This window comes from Candidatus Nitrosoglobus terrae (genome assembly GCF_002356115.1).
Taxonomy (GTDB): domain Bacteria; phylum Pseudomonadota; class Gammaproteobacteria; order Nitrosococcales; family Nitrosococcaceae; genus Nitrosoglobus; species Nitrosoglobus terrae.
The window spans coordinates 278,013-299,432 of the sequence record NZ_AP014836.1 but is presented as its reverse complement, the minus strand read 5'-3'; the positions used below and the strand labels follow the sequence as shown (position 1 = coordinate 299,432).

Here is a 21,420-nt window from a genome sequence, read left to right as displayed (position 1 = left end):
ATGGGTTTAAATAAAAACCCTTAAATCTGGATTCTCAGCAGTTAAATTTGAGGGCTAATAGTATCCTTGTTATCCTTTATTGTCATTTAAATACAGTAAAACATCAGGAGGCATTGGTGAATTTTCGTCAACTTATCTGGACCGTATTCGCTCTTTCCCTGACTTTATTCAGTATCAATGGGCTAGCCCAAGAAAAGAATAAAACTATACTTGGCTGGATTGAGCTTGCTCAAATTGTAGACTGGGATGCCGTTATAAAAGCCAAGATGGATACGGGTGCACTCACTTCATCTTTACACGCAACTGATATTAAATATTTTCAACGAAAAGGTACCCAATGGGTGCGCTTCAAAGTAGAGATTCAAGATCAAAACAACAAAAAAGAAGAAGCTGGCAAAATCTTCAAACTGCCCGTCTACCGTTTTGAAGAAGTCAGAAGCTCAAATGGTATTAGTCGTCGCCGCCCTATAGTGCTTATAAAGTTATGCTTAGGGGGTGAAACTTATGAAGAGCAGTTTAGTTTAAACGATCGCAGTAAACTCCTCTACCCTATGTTGCTTGGCCGACGCACTATTAAGCATTTAGGGCTGATTGATGTTACCAGTACCTATACCCTGCCTCCCCCTCGTTGTAACGCTGATACCTCCATACCTGATACAGAACAGGTAGAAGAAGAAAAATCTTAGGCTTTTAATTCGAGGCAGCTTGATGGTAACAATAGAGATAATTTAAAGAGCGTCTACTCAGCATATAATATCTATACCCCTTATGAAAAACCCATGGCACGCAATGGTGTAACTTACCACCAAGTCGCTAAAGCGGCTGCACAGCTGGCTGAAGTTGGGCAAATTCCTACCATTGATAAGGTGCGAAATATTCTGGGTACTGGTAGTAAAAGTACCCTTGCTCCACTACTTAAGCAGTGGAAAATGCAGCAAGAAGAAACGATTTCGGAGGCCGAAACAGGTTTACCCCAAGGGTTAATAGCCGTCGTTAAAGGACTCTACGAGGGAATGCAACAGCAAGCGCAAACCCTTATTGAATCGGCTCAAGAGGAAAACTATCAAAAGGTAAACACGGCTTATCAAGCCCAGAAAGCCGCTGAAGAGCGCCAACGAGAAATAGAAATAATTTCAGCGCAGCAACAACAGATTAATGGTCAATTAGAAGCAGATTACACTGCATTAAAAAAAACTTGGGAAGAATCTCAGCAGATTCAAGGGAAATTATTGCTACAAACAGAAGTGCTTACTCAGCGCTTAGAAGCACAAAGCCATAGAGTGCAAGATCTTAAACATCATCTTTCTCAGACTCAGAAAAATCTGGAACACTATCAAGAATCAGTACGCCAACAACGAAGCCAAGAACGCTCCGATTTTGAGCAACAATTAAGCTATAAAGCGTATAGCTTGAAAAAAATGCAAGAAGAAAATCAAATATTGCAAGCAGCTAATATTCAATTAGAAAAAGCAGCTATTCAATGGCAAAGCCAATACGAACAGCAAAATACTGAAAAAACAGCGCTGGCTGAAGAAATCAAGAATTTAAATCAACAAATTAAGCAACTCTACCAACAATTAAACATAGGAGAAGGTCGATACGAAATATTAACCCAAGCTCACCAGCAAGCTACTATCGTATTACGAGAACGAGAGCAAGATCTGATTAAACAGGAAAGAGCTTTAGCCATAGCTCAAGATAGGCTTAAAACTCTAAATACGATGCTAGAAAAAATTAAAGATCATAACGTGCAGTTACAAGCTGAAAATCAAATGCTAATCCAAGAAAAGGTTTATCTTGAAGAACAGTATAAGCAGTATCAACGTTAATATATAAAGAGGTAATTACTCTTAATTGAATTAGGATCTTAACCTTAATCCATGAGGTATCTATACATGCCAACTTTACTCATTACCGGCGCTAATCGAGGGATTGGTTTAGAATTTGCAAAACAGTATGCTGAAACAGGCTGGCAAGTACTTGCTTGCTGTCGTCATCCAGATAAAGCTGAGACACTTAATAAATTAGCATCACAGCATACCGGCTTATTTAATATATACGCATTAGATATTACTAAATTTGATCAGATTGAAAAATTAGCTATAAAGCTTGCTAATCAAAAAATTGATTTGCTATTGAACAATGCAGGTATCTACTCAGATACTGGAAATATTGGTTTTGGCACTATTGATTATGAAGCATGGATAAAAGCCTTTATGGTTAACAGTATGGCACCGCTTAAAATAACCGAAGCATTTATTAATCAAGTGGCTAATAGCCAGCAAAAGAAAGTGATTAATATTACCAGTAAAATGGGCAGTATTGCAGATAATACCAGTGGCGGTTCTTATCTTTATCGATCAAGTAAGACAGCACTAAATATGATAGTAAAAAATCTATCTATTGATCTAATGTCACGAAAAATTACTACAGCAGTTCTCCACCCAGGCTGGGTGCAAACTGATATGGGCGGCCCTAATGCCCTCATTACAGTTCAACAAAGCGTAACCGGAATGCGTCAGGTAATCGAGGGATTAACACTTGCTGATAGTGGGAAATTTTATAACTATGACGGTAAAGAAATTCCGTGGTAAACGTAATATAAGAAATAATAGCGTGTTTTATCCTACATCTAGCGCTTTCGCAGATACTCAATCTACCCAAAAAATATAAGCTAAGGTAAATTTTTAATGAATATGAAGGCAATCACTGCCACATTAGGGATGTTAGGTATCTTAGCGACGACAATGCTCCCGACCTGGGCAATATCTAGTAATGGGAATTTAATGGATTTGACTATCCATATAAAACAGACCATAGCTGGAGCATCAGCCCTCCCTGCTCGTACCTTGCAGAAGAAGATCTGCATGCAACCCGGAAACTTTGATCCACAAGCGTTCGCTAAAGCTGAATCTCGTAATAGTTGCAAGATTGAGCATTACCAAAAGGAGGGCAAAGTCGTAACCTTCGATATAGCCTGCACCAAGCCTGAGGCTGCCACCAGCCGCGGCGTGTTCCATCTTACTGGAGGAGCTGATTTCACCGGAACAACCCACACTACATTTAACACCACAGGTCGCGCAATCACAATAGATATTGATTATACCGGTAAGCAGGTAGGAATTTGTCCATATACCCCCCAAAAACCAGCTGATTAATCAACAATTAGCTATCATGATTTATTTGATAACAGGCTATTTTTATAATTCTAAAAAAGCCTAGGGCGTGCCTTTGATATTCATCTAATATTCAGCAAATATTCATCTTATCTTCAGCTTAAACTAATACGCTAATACAGGCTGCAATTGGTTTTTAATTAATATGATTACCAAGGCTGGAGAATTGCGTAGTGCTGCCGATAAAGCCTGTATCTAATAAAAAATATAAAGTTGCTAAAATTTTTAAATGTGTTATTATTATTGCCGGTTTTTTATCGTTGCTCCCCAATATCAGTTACTCATCAGCGGACATTCCACCTCATATCCCCGAACCCATGGTATACGATTTAGTTCGCTCACTTGGAGCTCCCAGAGGGGAGCTTGAAATAAATACCCTACTCGAGTACAGCGCTCAACGTGGTGAAATAGAGCCTAATCCTGAAATTGAGTACTCTTTTTGGGATGGGTATGCGGTAGAACTTGAAGTAGATACTCTTGTTTCCACTACTGATTCATCTCAGGCTACTCCAATCATTGCGGATTATAAGCCTTCGCTACAGGGAACATTTGGCTATGGTCAACACTTTATTCATGGATGGCAATTTACAGGAGAATATTATACTGATCAAATATTTAATAGAGGAGCAGGCTATTCAAATACCGCTCTATATTTAGTTGGATATCGCTTTAATAAGCGCTGGAGCACGTTTAATATGGCAGGTGTACGCCGCACTGCATTTAACGATTCAAAGAGTCGTTTTAAAGGGATATTCAATAGTGCCATTTTTTATAACCTATCGCATCGCGTAGTTCTTGGAATAGAAACTAATTGGGTATATAGACCCAATCTTCCTGATAATATTTTAATTGTACCTCAAGTACATTTAGGATTAACAGAACACATCACTTTACAGCTTGGAGCAGGTGTGCAACGGACCATGAATCATAATTTTGGCTACTCAGCTATGCGGTTTGTCTTTACCTTTTAAACCACTTTTAGCATTCGGTTTAGACAACTGCCCTACCACACCACTACGAGGGTATTCATAAATAATTAAGAGACAAGTATTAGAGATGACTCATCTAGGTTAAAGAATGATATTTGGTAAATTATAATATAAATGATAATTGTTAATAATTTTATTAATTTAAGGAGCTGCTAATGAACGTAAAAAAATGGATACTAATTATGGGTATTTTAGGATTAATGAGCACAGGAACAATCCATGCCAATGATGCTATCTCAGATCAAACTACAAAACTGAAAAAAGAAAATAAAAATAAACTAGATGAAACTACCCATACTAAAAATTCTGCCGTTATTGTAAAAGAAACAGTACATTTTTACCTTTCAAGATATCTACAAGTAATGAAATAATCCTTACACTCAGCTAACTGCCCCATTTATCATGACGGGGATATTCATAAATAATTAAGAGATAAACAATAAAATAACGACTTAATATCAAACAACCAACACTAAGGAGTTATTCATGAAGGTAAAAAAATTCCTCTTAACTATGAGTATTTTAGGATTAATTGGGGTAGGAGTAGTCAATGCTAATGATGCAACTAGCTCAACTCAAACTACAAAGTCAAATGAAATTCAATCCCTTAATAAACTCTTTGATAACGTAGCCACCCTCGCTAAGCATCCGGGTGCTGATGTAGAAGAAGTTAAACGGAAAAATAAAGCTAATAATAACTATTACAAAATAAAACTAAAGGATACTAAAGGCATAAAATGGGAAGTTAAGATAGACGCAGTCACCGGCCAAATCATCAGTGATAAACAAGACAGTTAATCCCTCATGGAGGGCGGCTTTAGCCGCCTTCCTTTTATTAGCATCATGGATTTTAAAAGCGGAATTAAGCCATGAAGAAGCATTACATTTGCGACAAGCAGGCACAGTGCTCCCATTTGAGCATATATTGACATTTGCGCTTAATCGCTATCCAGGAGCATTGCTACTAGAGTCGGAACTAGAGCGAAAAAAAGGTATCTATGTCTACAAGTTAGAACTACTCACTTCTTCTGGCATAGTACGGGAGCTTAAGATTAATGCCGGTAATAGTGAGCTGATTAAAGATGAATTGGATGACTAATGCGCTTATTACTCATAGAAGATAGTATAGCCCTCGCCGATCAGCTACTGCCCTTATTTAAAAACTATGGTTATGCAGTCGATTGGCTAGTTGATGGCCGGGATGCACTACCAGCTGTTCATGACAACCCCTATGATCTGGCGATCCTTGACTTAGGTCTACCAGGATTAAGCGGTCTCCAAGTACTACAGCAATGGCGTGCTGAAGGGTGCACACTACCCGTATTAATTCTTACAGCCCGAGATAGCTGGGCAGAGCGACTAGAAGGTTTACGCGCTGGCGCTGACGATTATCTATGCAAACCATTCCATCCAGATGAGCTACTATTACGAGTACAAGCAGTATTACGACGCAGCCACGGTGCGGTTAACACACCACGGCTAGAAGTTGGAAATTTAGCCCTAGATGAAAATCGCCAAAGCATCTGGCGAAATAATCAAGAATACGAACTTACCCGTGGCGAATTTCGCTTACTACGCTGTTTTATGCTCAATCCAGGTAAACTACTGAGCCGTATGCAGCTAAGTGAACACCTCTATGACGGTGAAAGTGAGCGAGACAGTAATGTACTTGAAGTACATATTAGCCGTATACGCCGCAAACTAGGAGAACAAGTTATCGAAACTCGTCGAGGTCAAGGCTATCTCTTCCTAGGATGAGATCTATCGGGCGTCAGCTAGGTATTAGCTTATTTATTAGCCTGCTGCTACCTGGTTTATTAATAGGGCAGATAGCCATTTGGTGGCTAGATCAACGCCAGCGGGTTACATTAGCTGTCAGCCTACATGATGAAACAATTAGTATTTTAGCCGCATTAAATCATAGTACAAATGGAATACGCTTGAGTAAACGGGCACTTGACCCAGTTTATCGACGACCCTTATCTGGTCGCTATTTTTTAATCATCCTCCCCAATGCTCATTTACGTTCCCGATCCTTATGGGATTTTCAGCTGCAAGCACCTACACAAGAAGGACTTAATTCTCATCTAATTGATGGACCTCAAGGACAAAAGTTACTCCGCTACCGAGCGCATTATCAAATAGCTGATCAACCCGTAATAATAATTGTTGCTTTAAATTACGCACCACAGCTTAATAATTTTACTCATGCTAAAACAGGCGGCCTATTAATTTGGATTCTAGTACTCGCAATACTGGCAGCGATACAGCAATGGCTAATTCGGCGGGGGCTTCGCCCGCTTCATCAGGTACGCCAGCAACTAAAACAACTCCGTGATGGCCAACGTACTATGCTGGATACCAATGTAGCTCGCGAGCTTAAGCCTCTAGTTGATGAAGTCAATCGGCTACAAGATTATACTGAGCGACAATTGCGCCGCTCTCGGCATGCGGTCGGGGATCTCGGCCATGGACTCAAAACTCCGCTGGCAGTCATAAAAAATCAATGCCGTATGCAGTTATTTTCAATTTCTCCAGAACTAGCCCATAATATTAATGATCAACTCTTGCAGATGGAAAATAGCATTAAACGGGCACTGGGACGTGCTCGCATCGCTGCTATTGGAGCAACAGCTACAAGTTGCTTTGCTCCTGCTGAGGATATACCTCTATTACTACGTACATTACAGCAAGCTCATAATCGCGATCTAAATTTAAAGGTTGAAGGTGATTTACCGTCGATAGCCCCCTTTGATCGGGAAGATATGCTAGAGATTCTTGGCAATCTACTAGATAACGCCTGTAAATGGGCCCATAAAACAGTTGTTCTATCCCTACAACGTCAAACAACAGCATTAATTATTATTGTGACGGATGATGGTCCAGGAATCGCACCGGATCACCGACAAGCCATGCTAGTACGAGGTCAGCGTCTAGATCAGCGGGTACCTGGCCAAGGATTAGGTCTAGATATAGTCAGCGATATGGTAGAGGTTTACGAAGGTGAATTATTATTAGATGATAAGCCGGAAGGCGGCCTAAGAGTACAGATATCCTTACCTTTACCTAGCAAGGTAACATAAATATTTTTTTCTCAAATTTAGAATTTAGATATCAGCAATAACCTAGATTATCTCAGCATCTACAGCCGAATAAGGCGTAAGCGCAAGGCGTTAATAATTATTGAAATTGAGCTAAAGCTCATGGCAGCTGCTGCAACCATAGGTGATAATAATATTCCAAAGAATGGATATAGTAATCCTGCAGCTACCGGAATCCCCAAAAGATTATAGATAAAGGCGAAAAATAGATTTTGTTTGATATTTTGCATGGTACTATGGCTTAGACGCCGTGCTCGAACAATCCCGCTAAGATCCCCCCTTACTAAGGTGATGCTGGCACTTTCAATAGCAATATCAGTCCCATTACCCATGGCAATGCCAACCTGAGCTTGAGCAAGCGCTGGAGCATCATTAATCCCATCCCCAGCCATGGCCACCAAATGGCCTTCTTTTTGTAGCTGCTTAATAACCTCGACTTTCCTCTCAGGCAAAACTCCAGCCTCAACTTGTGTAATTCCCAATTCCCTCGCAACTGATTCTGCAGTTGCTTGATTATCACCCGTCAGCATTATTATTCGAACACCTTCTTGGTGTAGCATGGCAATCGCTTTTGGTGTTGTGGCTTTAATAGGATCAGTAATACCAATAATACCCGCTAACCTACCATCAATAATTACAAACATAGCTGTCTGACCTTCAACCCGCAAAGCTTCAGCATGATGAGATAAAGGGCCTGGACTTAAACCCAGCTCTTCCAATAATTTCTCATTTCCAATAGCTACCTGCCGACCCTTAACTTGACCAATCACGCCTTTACCCGTTAAAGATTGAAAATCACGAACAGGTGTTAATTTAATTTTTTTCTCCTTAGCCTTACTCACAACAGCCGCAGCTAGCGGATGTTCACTCACTAACTCAAGGCTACCGCCTAGACGTAGTATATCATTTCCATTAAATCCGTTAATTACAATAATTTGGCTGACTACAGGCTTACCTTCAGTTAAAGTGCCGGTTTTATCGATTACTAAAGTATCAATTTTACGCATCACCTCAATAACCTCTGCGTTCTTGAACAATACCCCTGCGTTAGCTCCTTTTCCAGTAGCGACCATAATAGACATAGGCGTTGCTAATCCTAGCGCACAAGGGCAAGCAATAATAAGAACAGCAACGCAGTTGATTAAGGCATGAACCATTCTTGGCTCTGGGCCAAACATAGCCCAAATAATAAAAGTAATGATAGCAATCAACACCACAGCCGGAACCAGATAGGCAGCTACCTGATCGGCAAGTCTTTGGATAGGTGCTCGGCTATGTTGAGCTTCGCTCACCATGCGTACAATTTGCGCCAATACAGTTTCAGCACCCACTCGGGTAACTTTAATTTCTAGCCCACCCGTATTATTAATAGTCGCTCCAATCACCTGATCATCTACGGTTTTCTGCACTGGGATAGACTCACCCGTGATCATGGACTCATCTACTGAACTTACTCCTTCTATAACAATCCCGTCTACAGGGATTTTTTCTCCTGGCCGAACGCGAAGACGATCGCCAGGGCGGATGAAATGTAAAGGAATATCCTCCTCAATACCCCTAGCCCGGACTCGGCGGGCAGTTCTAGGGGCTAACCCTAGTAAAGATTTAATCGCACTTCGAGTTTGAGCACGCGCTTTGATCTCTAACACCTGCCCCAATAACACTAAGGTAATAATGACCCCGGCTGCCTCAAAATATACATCCACTTCCCCACTTTCTTGCCGAAATGAAGGCGGAAATAAATTTGGAAACAAAGTGGCTACGATACTATAAGCATAGGCAAAAACTACCCCTAAGCTAATTAGGGTAAACATATTGAGATTTAAGTTAAAAACAGGTCGCCAACTATGAACCAGATAAGGCCAACTGCTCCAGAGTATAAAAATACTACCTAACCATAATTCAATGGTTACAAGATAAGAGTTGGAGATTAAGTGTTTTGAAAAGGAGCCAGGAATCACATCTCCCACGAAAATGATAATAAGTGGGGTAATAAATAATATACTAGCCCAAGAAATAAAGCGTCGTAATAATGCAAGTACACCAATTTCATCGCTAATCACAGAACGCCAACCCCGAATCAAAAAAGGCCGGCCGCCCCAAAGCACAATAGGCGTAGCTAGTCCAAACTCAACAAAATTAAGCATTTGCGGTGAGGCTATATTCTCTGGAAATTCCCAAAAGAACATATCTCTCATTGCAATAAGCACTAGAGGTATAACTAAAGCAACGCTTATCCAAAAACGCTTCAGCATATCTACTAGCTCTGGGTTTTTTTCTTCCTCTAAAGTAACAACTGTACGCGGCTCCAGCGCCATACCGCAGATAGGACAATCTCCCGGTTTATCTTTCATCACCCCAGGATGCATTGGGCAAGTATATTGAGTTTTTTCTCTCGCGCTTGTATCGATTTTCTGCTCCAAATTCATACCACATTTTGGGCAATTCCCCGAGCCTTCCTGCTGAACATCAGGGTGCATAGGGCAAATATAGACACTGGGATTGGCTGTTCCTGATCCTAAATGACAAGCTTGCAACTGCCCATATATATTAGCCATGATCTTTCTCCAGTTTATTTTTATGCCCCGTGCAATGATTGCTCTTTACCATAAATAATCTCTACGACATTAATTCTTATTATTAAGAAATCAGTAACTCACCCAAAAGGCTAAAATACAATATTAAAAATACTTCTATAAGTAAGTACAAGAATAAAATTAAATAAAGATTGTATTATATTAAAAAACTTATATATTTTCGCTAATTTTATCTCAACCCTTAAAGTATAGCCTGTGAAATAAAATTTCACCTTTAAAGCGTAAAATAACTGTTAGTAATATTCATTAACAACATTGATATAGCAGCTTGCTTACCCTTTAACTGATGTTAATAAAACAATAGACTACAGAATAGTCACTACCTTACCTATTAAGATATTTGGCATTCTAAATTGGATATCCTCCTCGATGTTTCCATAGAGACTCATATTGGGCAGCAGTTTTAGGGCCAAATGTTTCAAAACTAGGGTTAGGTGATAAAGCGTAGGTTTCTCGAAATTTTTTGATTTTATCATGCTGAAGGTGCCTCAGCCGATTAAGCTTAATATCATGGATACGTATCGCGTTACCCGCGAAGATTTTTGCTTTTGCCTCTTTGCTTAGCGCGGGATATCTGTAGGCTTCTTGGAATTTTTCTGAGATCTCAAAACTAGAAAACGCTTGAATTTGATCCTGCGGACTACCATACCAAAGACTATCAGTACCCCAACAAATCCGCTCCTCCCCAAAATATTTAAGTAATTTACCCATCAAATGTGCTGCCTGATCGGGATAGCGCATCTTTTGACGCCATACACTTCCCAGTTCAGCATAGAGATTTCCCTGATTCGCCTTAAACCCATTTTCTTGATGGGATTTTATTAACCGATCTACCCCTTTTGGATTATTTGGGTTATAAGGCCCTTCTACTATTTCATTCTCAAAACCAGAATGAAAAACAATAAAAGTTACATCGGGGAACATTTTTGCGATCCTCCCCATATCCTCAGGAGAGGAATATTTATATTCAAGCCCAGGTAACGGTAAGCCTTTGTGAATACAAATAACTTTTTTCCCTAATTTACGCGCCTTTTCAATTACCGGGATTCCAAACTTTGGATCATCAAGAAAAAAACCAACGCCTTGAGGCCCCCATTGCGGATAGAGTTTCCAAGCATCAATCTGATATTTTTCTACTTGCTCATCCATAAAATCAATCGCGCCTTCCTCATTTGGAAGAACGCCACCATGAATGAGCGCTCGATTACGATCACCGAGAACTTCAACCAGATTTCTTACTTCTGCGGCATAAGAAGTAGGCGTTGGATTATGCCCTTTAGCACCCCATAGGGCAGAGACCACTGCAATATCAGTGTTACTATCGAGAAAAACTTCTTTAATTAGCTGCTGGGCGGAGTAGCAATCAAACCGATCCTTATTTGCTGATTCCCCCGAGCATTTAGGGGCTTGTTCAAACACTTTAGTGAGGTTTTCAACCCAAAGCTCTCCATCTTTACCAGCCACCCAGCTACCATAAGGTTGTACACAGTGAGTTTGCATATCAACGATTAAATCCGCTCCCACTACCGCTTTTTCTGCCAATTCCGGCTCAACCTCTGCTGCTTGGGCAATATTGAAGAATCCGCCTGTTACCCCTAAACGAGTATAGATATTATTCATCACAAGTAAGGTTGCCGCAGCCCCGCAGGCCGACTTTAAAAACTCCCGTCTCGTCTGATTTAGATATTTTGATAGATCTGAAGCTTTTTTACTTGCTTCTAAGTTAATCTGTCTTTCAGTCTCTGTAATTTGCCGAGGAGTAAATTCCCCATTAGAGGATCCATCTATTTTTATAGGCAACCGTTTCCCTTCTGGATCAAAATCATCATACATTTCCGGTCCTCCTTTAGGAGTGATTCTAGCGGTAGTTTAGGCTTACAAAGCGCCTGATAGACACAAGCCTTATCCTTAATATAGACAGAGAATAGGCTTTGAGCTAGGTATAGAAAATAGATAATACAGAACTTATTAAAATCGGCTATTGTTAATCTTAGGTTACTAAACCGTGTTGATTCATCGAGACTTAGTTAGTAGGGCACTGGCCGCATTGTCCTCAAAATACTGAGCGGCCTCAATATAGCTCCACACCGTTCTATCATGAGACCATCCTCCTTGGCGCTTAATAGATTCGAAGGAAGCCCCCGCGCGATAAGCAGAAGTGGCTAAGCTACGACGTAGGCTATGGCTGCTAAGTTCGGGTACAAATCCAAACCCTACTTGCTCAGCCACTCGCTTTAGAATAAAAGTGACACTGGCGGGGTGCAAGGGAGTATCAAGAAGGGCTTCCCATCGGTTTATTCGGCGAAATATCGAGCCAGAATTAATCTTTGCTGCTTGTAACCACTGCTTAAGTGCGGTTATCGGGCACAATACGCCCTCTCCTACAGGTAAAGCCTTAAATTTCCCTTCACCATTTGGATCCGTTTTTGATCGAGGGAGCACAATAACCATCCCCTCAGGCTCCCAATGTATTTCCTCTACTTTTATGGCTACCAACTCATTACGCCGAAAAGCGCCAAAAAAACCTATGAGGAGCAAAGCCTTATCCCGCAAATCCTTCAAAGTAGACGATTCTGATAATTGATTAATCATCATCTCTAAGTGCTCTAATTGAAAGACCTTGGCTTGACGCTTTGGCCTTCCATGTACCCGGATAATTCCCTGAAGGGTTTTTCGTATCTGAGGCGACGCGGTAGGATCAGGAAATCCTTGGAGCTGGTGCCAGTGGCGTAATGCTGTTAAACGTAATGACAATGTCCGAGGATTAAGAGTCTGGGCATGGGCCAATAGATAAGCCTGTACCATATTTGCTGAAGCCGGCAGATATCCTCCCCATTGTTCAAAATGACGAATAGCGGATTGATAGGCACGTCGGGTATTCTCAGCAGTAGCCGCTTCAAGATACTGTTGATGCCTAAGCGCTAACCTAGAGTCTTCAGAAACTTTTAGTTTCCCCTTCTCATCAGCCGCTAAAGGAATTAATTGCTGCCTCATCACTTATCTTAATATCTTATAATGAGAGATCACATCCTAGCTCAACGAGGTTATTTCACTTCAATTTTACCTACCATACCTGCTTCCATATGCCCAGGAATAAGGCAAGCAAAATCAACAGTACCCGGTTTACCAAACTGCCACACCAATGAACCACTTTCTCCTCCAGCCAATGAAATCGCATTGGGCTCATCATGCTTCATATCAGGCATTCGGTGCATCATCTCTGCATGCTCCTTTAGTTCATCCATAGTACCAATCACCATCTCATGAGGAATTTTTCCCGCATTTTTCATGCTGAATTTAACGATCTCACCAGATTTAACGCTGATTTGATCCGGGATAAATCGCATCTGATCATTCATAGTAATTTCAATAGTTTGGCTCACTTTATCAGGATTGCCGGGCTTTCCTGCTGTTGAAGAATGTGCGTGTTCATGCATATCCTCCATACCATGGTGATGATGATCTTCTATATCATGATGGCCATGATGGGCGCTATCCTCAGCTGCTAGCGCAAAGGCCGATAATATGCTCAATACTAGAATTGGTAATTTTCTCATTACATTTACCTCCATATGTTTATTCTTGGTATCACACTTAATTAACACGAGTGTATAGCATCACTTTAAGCTCAAGCAATGATTGACATCCTCCCCGCCCTAAAGGACGGAGATTCCTTCTGCGAGACGCTGATGCCCCAACGCAAGAATATTCATGGCTGCATTCATGTCTCTCTTGTGATGCGCTCCACACTTAGCGCATGACCATTCTCTTATTCCAAGTCCTGTCCTCTCGGACTGCTGTCGCTGATACAGCCACAGCACGAACAGGACTGGGTAGTGTAGGCTTCGTTGACTTCCAAGAACTCAGCTTGCATCGCTTTCGATTTATAATCAAGCTGAGTTTTCAGCATGAACCAGCCTGCATCCAAAACAGACTTTACCATTTTGGTTTTAGCAAGAGCAGAACTGCTGACATTACCAACAACCAACGACTATTAATGCGTTATTTTTAGCTATTTGGGTGGTGAATTTATGTATGGTGTCTAAACGCCTATTTTTAATCTTGGCGTGAATAGCTTTCACCCGATTCTTATTGTTAGCGCGTTGTGCTTTTGCCAGCTGTCCTTCCTCATTACGGTAGAAACAATGCGCTTCCAGTTTTAAACCCTTACTGCAAGTGGCTACATCCTTTAAGCCTAGGTCGATACCCATTGCTTTAGTCGCCGTTGTTTTCTCCACGGGGACGCTAACGACAATATTGAAATATCAGCGCCCTCTAGTATCTTGTGAGAAAGAACCGGAGCGGAGATCGTATTGAGATAGACCATAGCTATCCCAGACCTTGAAATAGTGACCAGCAAAATAAACTTGCCCGCTTTCCCATTCGGCTGCACCTTTTTTAAAGGGCACCCATCCTAGAGAGCGACGCGAGCCATCAGATACTCTCCAGCGCAATTTATCAGTTTTAAACTGCTTTCTGGATTTGGCGTGAACCGCAATTACTTCCTGAACAGTGGTAGAGTGAACAATAAATCCTTGTTCTGACTTAATGCCCTTTAATAGCTTTTGCAGGTCGTAGGCCGTGAAGTTGTTACGGATATAGCCTACCCCAGGAATAGGCATATAAGAATATTCCGCTGTGATTTCGTTAGCTGCGTTCCAAACTTGATTGGCTTCAAACACCATACGCTCAAGGACTGGTTTATGCTTATCCTTAACTCTAACCTTTAGAGTTTTGATTGTTGTACTCATAATTGATAATATTACACAATATATTGTGTGTTACAATAAGGTTATTTATGCCACAAGTCAGGTATCAAATGGTCATCCCACAATGGCTGAAAGATGCAGCAGAACGGGAAGCCAAGAAAAAAGGCATTCCGCTTGCCGAGTACATCAAGGATTTGATTAAGCGCGACATTGAACAACAAAACCGCCCTACATCCCCTACCTAAAGAAAGCGGCTTTGGGCGAAGTTTTGGTAAAAATTATTATACCACTGGCTTTTATAATGGATTTTAGATCTTAAAAGACAGCTAACCGTATAGCCTATTTACTTGTTAACTTAACTTATTTCAGCTCATAGTTAGTAAAATGCTCACTTAAAATCCAAACATATGATCTAAGCTAAAAGTCTCATCCCCATAGATCAACCCGTGATAGCCAAACAGACGACAACTAAGATCTCGGATCAATATATAGGCGTTTTGCCCGGCTCGCGCTCGCTCATACTTATTGAATAGATCTTGATAATACCAAAGTAATGAGCCGCTACAGGGGATGGCTACGCGTCGATGAGCTACTTCGGCACCTTTGCTACTACAGAGAACAAGCTGAGTATCCGATCTTGGATGCCAAGGAGAAGAAACTGGGTAAATAAGATGGCAGAAAGTATCTACTGATGTCGACCCAAGGCGTAAGAATAGTCGGGTAGAAAGCCCCGGTGGCCGTCCTGTGTAGGACTGGGGTTCGTCTTTATAGGTAAGTATCGTATTAAAGATATGACTACCAAAACTTGTTTCTGCGCTATAGTTATTTACCCGATCTCGATAACGAAATAGCCCATGAAGCCAGCCATCCACCTCTGTGGCAACTTTAAAATCATACATTAGCTCCATATGGCCATAACCCCCTGGGAGTTTTTTTCTCTCCAGCACAGCATCAATATCTAGGCACACACTATGGCTGCGAGCAATAATACCGAAAGTATGACTCGTTATCTCTTGGCCAGAGGCATCATAAATTAAGAGCTTAACAGGCAATTCTTGCTGACTGGTGGCCATAGGGGTAGGGAGAATCAGACTTTGCCAACGCCCTTGAGGTAAAACAGGCGCAGGCAATAAATACCCTTTTCCGAGCCAAGTTTTTAATTTAGAAATTTGGACATCGGGCTTAAGATCGACCCGCTCTACATTCGCATGAGCGATGCGTTGGTGGTTATTAGCCGTAATTACTTCATAACGTGGACGAACAAAATACTTTCCTGCTTGTACCTCTAACTGCTGAGGCCAAATAGCCTCTGGTATCAATTCAGCAACATTCAAAGCATAGGTTCCAAAAGGAGGAATCTCATGATTAAGCCAAGCAGTTTGAGACGATCCTAAAAGATTTAGCCCAATTTTACCGGCAGGAATAGGACAAGGATGGCTATTTTGTACCCAAAGTATTACTTTCTCACCAACAGCAGGGGCTGGGAGTCCAGCATATAGCTCTGCGGGCCAAGCATTAGCATCATGGGTACAGGAGAGTACCTGTTCATTCTCACCATATATATCTAACGCATATTTCACTACATCATGCCCAGCAATTCGAAGACCATGTAAAAAAAGTGTGCCTACGAAATCATCTAGACCAAAGCGTTCCCTAATTTGGCGGCTATCAATAACAATACTGTGAACGGCAGGTGATAAGGGTATTTGCCACTGAGCTAAGATTTCACCCACCTCATTATATAAACAGAGCCATAAAGCGCTATCCCGAGCGCCATAACCGGCCCAATAATTAGCCGTTACCAACCGAGTATGCTGTCCTGCCATATCACGGAATAAAGCAAAATTAGTCGCAAAATTTAAGGGATCAAGATAACGGCTACGGTTAGTGAGCATGTCATCAGGTAGACGTAAGGCATCCAAAGTAAATACTTCAGCGCCGGCAGGAATCAAGTGCTTAATTTGCTGATGATATTGTCCAGCATCAAACGCAACTAAAAATACAGCGGCTACCTTATAATTCTGAAGCTCAGTAACAGGTTTAGCCTCTTGCCCTAAAACAATCTCACCAATGGTATTAGCTTCCTGAACAAACACAGCGACCACATTCAATCTGGATAAATTGTATAAAGCTGCAAAACTTTCGATCTGATTTAATGGATCATAAATTGCTACTGGGCCTCGATCCGCAAGCCGATCTAAAAGAGCATGAGCCTTAGTGACTATCAATGGATGGCCAAGGGCTTTAAATAAACTCTGGCCTCCCTTGGTATTACTAAATACTTCAATATTCAGCGCCATAAGCAGCGTTTATACGATAACTGGATATCTAAATTATTTGATTTTCGAACCATTAGCTATGGGGCGCTCGCTTTATTACTTTACTGTAGTCATAGCTGTATCCTACCCGTATTAGCTCATCTACTGGGTGAATACTTATCGCCTATGGCCAAAGTTAAAGCAATTAACCACCAAGAAATAGAAGACCAATAGCTACCATAAAAAGCTAAGTGAGCATTAAATGGGAACACAGCCACTAATACACAAAGGCTGTAGGGTACTGCATAATAGATTTTTTCAGCTAACAGTCTACGAATATAGCACCAGAAAAACCATCCAAATAAAATATAGCCCATTATGCCTAGAAGACCTGTCTCTGCCCCTATCTCCAGCAACATCAAATGAGGATGGGTTGAGCACCCGTTGTTAGGCTCAAAATCTGCAGTACTCTCTTCCTGAACAGCATAATCTTGGCATATATAACGAAAACCCCGCACGCCCACACCATTTAACCAATGATCTGTTGTTATAGCTAATGCGGTTTCCCATAGAGCTAACCGATAAGAGGTCGCTGTGTTAGCTATCTGATAATTACCAGAAAATAACCCTAACGCTTGCTCTACCCGATGTAAAAAAGGCGCATAGGATAACGTTGTAGGAATAAGCAGGATCATACTTATCCCTACAACTAGAATCGATTTCTTCCAATACTGCCAAAATCCCATTTTATACAAATAAATAGCATAGGTAACGGCTGCAATAGCAAACATCATCCAGGCTATCCTACGACCGGTAAACAGTACCGCAAATACCAGCAAAACTACTAACAGCCAAATCCAGCCATAATGGATAACATAGCGCCGTAGTCCTTCAAAAAACAGGGGAGATAACACCGCTAGCACATGCCCAAGGCGAAATTTAGAATAAAAAAGGCCAGTAATATGCCCTTCAATCAACGGATAGCCTAACAAATCATAGCTGAAAAACAGCTGAATTATTGCATCTATGCACCAAATAGCCACGATGATAGTAGTGGCCACTAGTAGTTTGTTCTGAACATATTTTTTTCGTCCTTCCCTGATTATAAAAATAGCGGCAGGAAAATATAACAAAAAAGAAAAAACAGTATATAAGCTACGGGGAAAATAGACGGCCCCAATTAAAGACAAGATCATGGGTAGCCAAATACAGAGAAATAACAGCACAAATAGGCGCTGAATTGGGTCATCCCACACTTCCTGCGGCTTTTGTACTAACTGATACAAGCCAATAATCGCCATTGCTGTCATCGGCACCATTGATGCCGCATTGGTCGGCAAGAGCAATATAAACGCAAAAATTAACAACCACCCATAATTAGCGGTTAACCATATCCTTAGATTAGAGATTGCCATTTAGTACCCTTATAATTAATAGCGCTAATTGCACAACTAGTCATTGATAAATTTTTAGAGAAAAAACAGCTCATAACGTATTACATCATACAGCCACGCCATATCTTGCTGTTATGTAATTCAGTTATTACATACTCAGGTGTAATCCCTTCCATATTGGAACTACCTGACGGCGGGATAAGACAGTGAATATATTGAGAATGGCGTAATGGAGGCGATGCTCCAAATAGCCCCCAAGCAGGGGTCTCTACGGCAGCTGCCATATTTAATACCCCCGTATCATTGCCTATATAAGCAGCACATAGGGCAAGCAATGCCGCTACCTGCTCTAAAGATAACCCTAGCGCCTCTCCCGTTACTATCCCCGCTTTGTTTAGCTCAGTACTGATACGTTGCCCCATTGCCTGCTCTCCCGATCCGCCTATGATCAATATAGTCCCTGCATCCTTACGTAAGTAATGAGCCAATTGGATAAAATTCAGCTCGCCCCATTGCTTGTAAACCTCACTACTGCCAATGCCTATCGCAATCCATGGTTGGGGCAATCTTTGGTAACGAGTCATGACGGCTCGCTGGGCTGCTGGATCAATGACTAGTTTCGGCTCTTTTTCCACTGGAGAAATAGGACTTAATGCTAATAAACGATTCATGAGATCTAACGGGTGACCATGGGTTTCATTTGGCGGCAACCTTATTGGGTGGTTTAAAAAATATTTCTGCAACCCCCGCCCATAACCCACTCGTTCAGGAATCCCTGCTAGCCAACAGATAAACCCATAGCGTGAACTTCCATGTAGTACCCATACTTGGCGAAAATGCTGCTGGCGTAAAAGCTTTACCAAGCGCATGATCCCCAATAAACCATCATGCTGACCGGGGTTACGCTCTAACCAAAGTACCTGACCTATAGCGGGATCTGCCTTTAGTAAGCGATCGGCCTGGCTGCGCGGTTTAGTCAGCACGGTCACACAACCTTCTGGGGAATGAGCCGCAATAGCATGAATAATTGGCAGATGCCAAACCATATCACCAATACCCGGTAAAGGCTGAATAATCAAAATACCCCCCAAAGATGAGAGTGAGGGATTCACAGCCACAGTCTTCTACTCATAATAAAGTAAATTTACGAGGGGGAATAACGCAGCTCGCTATAACATTGCAGCGTTTTCTCTAACATACATTCCAGCGTGTAGTACTGCTTTTTCGGTACTATCGGTTTTTCCTTAATAAATTCAATCACGCGATTGGATAAAGCTCGTTGATCTCCTAAAGGAACTCGCCCCTGTGGAAATAAATTCGCTAAAATCTCCCCCACTCCTCCATGATCATACCCTATCACAGGAACACCTAAGCTTAATGCTTCAAGTACCGTGCGGCCAAAAGATTCAGGTTTTTTTGAAAGCGACATCACTAAATCAGACATCGCATATATTTCCCGCATATCACTACGATGTCCGATAAAGGTGACTACTTCCTGTAATGTCTTGTGGATAACTTCCCGTTTTATCTCATCAATATAGCGTCGACGTTTAGGATCTTCTTCGCCTACAATCAGGCCATGTACCTCATACCCTTCCATGATTAACCGCTCAATTAGTACAATAAAGTCCCCATGCCCTTTAAGACGGGTTAAGCGGCCGGGTAAAGTCAAGATTATTTTCCCTTGAAGCTGCGGATAGGTAGTATTCCAGTCCGTCAGCCAATGTCTATCAGGTCGATAACCATAGGAATAAATTTCTGGACTCACCCCGCGAGGGATAACCGCTATCTTCTTAGCAGATACCTGAGGGTAATATTTAAGCACATAACGGCGCACCGTCTCAGAGACGGCAATAATCCGCTCTCCTTGAGTCATGATTTGACTATAGCGATTCACTGAATAGAGGCCATGTACAGTCGTTACGAAATGAGGTCTAGCTCTCTCAGATATACTTCGCCAAGCTAACCATGCTATCCAAGCGGGTAGTCGTGATCGAACATGAAGAATATCTACTTGCTGCTGAAGAAGTAAGCGTCGTAACTTTAGAACTAGAGCTAAAGTCCAAGGAGATTTAACCCCAATAGACCATTGCTGATGTTCACTTCCTTGCTGCCTGAGATCTTCCACCAAACGCCCACCCCCAGAGATCACCATAGAGCGATGCCCTTGTTTCACTAATTCTGCCGCGACTTCCAAAGTCCCGCGCTCTACTCCGCCAGATTCTAACGCGGGCAGCACTTGTAATACTGTCAATGGTCGTTGAGCTATTCTCATTACGCAGACAAGCGCTATCTAAGATGGATACCGAGTGCTTATGTCAGCTTACCTCTCAAGCTGGCGTAAAAACTCTGGGATAGCTAGAGAGGAGCGATGTATATCCGCATTATAATAAATGGTAGGAAAAGTTTTAGCAGCTGCATCTTGCTCTCGAAACTGAGACAAAGAACGCCCAGCCAAAGTCGCGCTCCACCAACCAGAAGGGTAGACACATTGGGGATAGGTCAGTGTCCGAATTTCTGGGAATCCTCCATTTTTCATCTCAGTATGGATTTTTTTAAGTAAATGAAAATGAAGTAATGGAGATTCGCTTTGCTGAACAAGAATACCTGATTCCCCTAATAATCGGCGACAATTCGTATAAAATGATGCTTGAAATAAGCCCTCTGCAGGACCTACGGGATCTGTACTATCAATAATAATAATATCAACGCTATTTGCTGGCGCTTCAGCTACAAAATGAATACCATCATCAAAATGAAAACGAGCACGTGAATCATGGTTATTTTCACATAACTGGGGGAAATATTTTTCTGCCAATCGAGTCACTCGCTCATCAATTTCCACCTGCTGAACTTCTCTAACCGTGTTATGCTTAAGGACTTCTCGCAAAGTACCGCAATCTCCTCCTCCAATAATGAGTACACGCTCAGGATGAGGGTGAGTAAATAAGGCGATGTGAGACATCATTTCATGATAAAGAAAATTATCTCGCTCTGAAAGCATAATACAACCATCAATGACCATTAACCGACCAAAAGTCTTCGTCTGATAAATTTCAATATGCTGATAAGGAGTTGTCTCTGCGTGAAGCTTTTCCTGAATTGCAAGAGAAAAAGCCAAGCCCTCCTCTGCCTGCACTTCAGTAAACCAACTCTTTGGCGCTAACCCCATGATGACCTCTCAAATATAGTTGTA

General features: G+C 41.6%; 24 protein-coding genes. 11 read left to right on the top strand and 13 right to left on the bottom strand.

The window, feature by feature from the left end; translation table 11 throughout:
* Positions 1–116: 116 nt before the first annotated feature.
* The 10 genes from TAO_RS01445 (at position 117) to TAO_RS01400 (ending at position 7,248) form a co-directional block, all read left to right on the top strand.
* A complete protein-coding gene (locus TAO_RS01445) occupies positions 117–686 on the top strand; it encodes an ATP-dependent zinc protease family protein (protein ID WP_172419035.1) in 570 nt (189 codons plus the stop codon).
* A 93-nt stretch (positions 687–779) separates the two neighbouring features.
* Positions 780–1,829, top strand: coding sequence for a DNA-binding protein (locus TAO_RS01440; RefSeq protein ID WP_096526284.1), 1,050 nt, complete (start codon positions 780–782; stop codon positions 1,827–1,829).
* Between the two features lie 66 nt (positions 1,830–1,895).
* Positions 1,896–2,594 (top strand): SDR family oxidoreductase, encoded by a 699-nt coding sequence (locus tag TAO_RS01435; RefSeq protein ID WP_096526283.1) that lies wholly within the window; start codon positions 1,896–1,898, stop codon positions 2,592–2,594.
* Between the two features lie 102 nt (positions 2,595–2,696).
* The gene (locus TAO_RS01430) at positions 2,697–3,158 is read left to right on the top strand and encodes a DUF3617 domain-containing protein (RefSeq protein WP_172419034.1); all 462 of its coding nucleotides are present in this window, start codon (positions 2,697–2,699) and stop codon (positions 3,156–3,158) included.
* Positions 3,159–3,349: 191 nt separating this feature from the next.
* On the top strand, positions 3,350–4,147 hold the full coding sequence (locus TAO_RS01425; RefSeq protein WP_231910537.1) for a hypothetical protein: 798 nt from the start codon (positions 3,350–3,352) through the stop codon (positions 4,145–4,147).
* A 173-nt stretch (positions 4,148–4,320) separates the two neighbouring features.
* On the top strand, positions 4,321–4,536 hold the full coding sequence (locus TAO_RS01420) for a hypothetical protein (RefSeq protein WP_096526281.1): 216 nt from the start codon (positions 4,321–4,323) through the stop codon (positions 4,534–4,536).
* 115 nt (positions 4,537–4,651) lie between these two features.
* Entirely contained in the window at positions 4,652–4,963 is a 312-nt protein-coding gene (locus tag TAO_RS01415) for a PepSY domain-containing protein (RefSeq protein ID WP_096526280.1), read from the top strand.
* Positions 4,944–5,264, top strand: a complete 321-nt coding sequence (locus TAO_RS01410; protein ID WP_096526279.1) for a PepSY domain-containing protein — start codon at positions 4,944–4,946, stop codon at positions 5,262–5,264. Before TAO_RS01415 ends, TAO_RS01410 begins: the two co-directional genes overlap by 20 nt.
* A complete protein-coding gene (locus TAO_RS01405) occupies positions 5,264–5,923 on the top strand; it encodes a response regulator transcription factor (protein ID WP_096526278.1) in 660 nt (219 codons plus the stop codon). Before TAO_RS01410 ends, TAO_RS01405 begins: the two co-directional genes overlap by 1 nt.
* Entirely contained in the window at positions 5,920–7,248 is a 1,329-nt protein-coding gene (locus TAO_RS01400) for an ATP-binding protein (protein WP_096526277.1), read from the top strand. Before TAO_RS01405 ends, TAO_RS01400 begins: the two co-directional genes overlap by 4 nt.
* 59 nt (positions 7,249–7,307) lie before the next feature.
* On the opposite strand, the gene TAO_RS01395 is transcribed toward TAO_RS01400, so the two are convergent.
* The 8 genes from TAO_RS01395 to TAO_RS09825 form a co-directional block, all read right to left on the bottom strand.
* Positions 7,308–9,824, bottom strand: coding sequence for a copper-transporting P-type ATPase (locus tag TAO_RS01395; protein ID WP_197702498.1), 2,517 nt, complete (start codon positions 9,822–9,824; stop codon positions 7,308–7,310).
* 387 nt (positions 9,825–10,211) lie between these two features.
* Positions 10,212–11,696, bottom strand: coding sequence for an amidohydrolase family protein (locus TAO_RS01390; RefSeq protein ID WP_096526276.1), 1,485 nt, complete (start codon positions 11,694–11,696; stop codon positions 10,212–10,214).
* Between the two features lie 180 nt (positions 11,697–11,876).
* Positions 11,877–12,857, bottom strand: a complete 981-nt coding sequence (locus TAO_RS01385; protein WP_096526275.1) for a site-specific integrase — start codon at positions 12,855–12,857, stop codon at positions 11,877–11,879.
* Positions 12,858–12,907: 50 nt separating this feature from the next.
* On the bottom strand, positions 12,908–13,420 hold the full coding sequence (locus TAO_RS01380; RefSeq protein WP_096526274.1) for a cupredoxin domain-containing protein: 513 nt from the start codon (positions 13,418–13,420) through the stop codon (positions 12,908–12,910).
* Positions 13,421–13,519: 99 nt separating this feature from the next.
* Positions 13,520–13,684 carry a zinc ribbon domain-containing protein gene (locus TAO_RS10050; RefSeq protein ID WP_331712981.1) on the bottom strand — a complete coding sequence of 55 codons (165 nt, stop codon included), beginning with the start codon at positions 13,682–13,684 and terminating at the stop codon, positions 13,520–13,522.
* Entirely contained in the window at positions 13,633–13,773 is a 141-nt protein-coding gene (locus TAO_RS10045) for a zinc ribbon domain-containing protein (RefSeq protein WP_331712989.1), read from the bottom strand. Before TAO_RS10045 ends, TAO_RS10050 begins: the two co-directional genes overlap by 52 nt.
* A 64-nt stretch (positions 13,774–13,837) precedes the next feature.
* A complete protein-coding gene (locus tag TAO_RS09830; RefSeq protein WP_231910536.1) occupies positions 13,838–14,101 on the bottom strand; it encodes a transposase in 264 nt (87 codons plus the stop codon).
* A gap of 27 nt (positions 14,102–14,128) precedes the next feature.
* Positions 14,129–14,614 carry a hypothetical protein gene (locus tag TAO_RS09825; RefSeq protein WP_231910535.1) on the bottom strand — a complete coding sequence of 162 codons (486 nt, stop codon included), beginning with the start codon at positions 14,612–14,614 and terminating at the stop codon, positions 14,129–14,131.
* Positions 14,615–14,661: 47 nt separating this feature from the next.
* On the opposite strand from TAO_RS09825, the gene TAO_RS09610 reads away from it, so the two are divergent.
* Positions 14,662–14,817 (top strand): hypothetical protein, encoded by a 156-nt coding sequence (locus TAO_RS09610; RefSeq protein ID WP_172419033.1) that lies wholly within the window; start codon positions 14,662–14,664, stop codon positions 14,815–14,817.
* Between the two features lie 147 nt (positions 14,818–14,964).
* Here the strand turns inward: TAO_RS09610 and TAO_RS01370 are convergent, their stop codons facing one another.
* From TAO_RS01370 to speE, 5 genes are all read right to left on the bottom strand, one after another.
* Complete coding sequence (locus TAO_RS01370; protein WP_096526273.1) at positions 14,965–16,872, bottom strand: hypothetical protein; 1,908 nt, start codon at positions 16,870–16,872, stop codon at positions 14,965–14,967.
* 116 nt (positions 16,873–16,988) lie between these two features.
* Positions 16,989–18,245 carry an O-antigen ligase family protein gene (locus TAO_RS01365; RefSeq protein WP_096526272.1) on the bottom strand — a complete coding sequence of 419 codons (1,257 nt, stop codon included), beginning with the start codon at positions 18,243–18,245 and terminating at the stop codon, positions 16,989–16,991.
* 80 nt (positions 18,246–18,325) lie between these two features.
* Positions 18,326–19,336 (bottom strand): glycosyltransferase family 9 protein, encoded by a 1,011-nt coding sequence (locus tag TAO_RS01360; RefSeq protein ID WP_231910534.1) that lies wholly within the window; start codon positions 19,334–19,336, stop codon positions 18,326–18,328.
* Positions 19,337–19,368: 32 nt separating this feature from the next.
* The gene (locus TAO_RS01355) at positions 19,369–20,493 is read right to left on the bottom strand and encodes a glycosyltransferase family 4 protein (protein WP_096527700.1); all 1,125 of its coding nucleotides are present in this window, start codon (positions 20,491–20,493) and stop codon (positions 19,369–19,371) included.
* A 54-nt stretch (positions 20,494–20,547) separates the two neighbouring features.
* On the bottom strand, positions 20,548–21,396 hold the full coding sequence (gene speE / locus TAO_RS01350) for a polyamine aminopropyltransferase (protein WP_096526271.1): 849 nt from the start codon (positions 21,394–21,396) through the stop codon (positions 20,548–20,550).
* Positions 21,397–21,420: the final 24 nt, after the last annotated feature.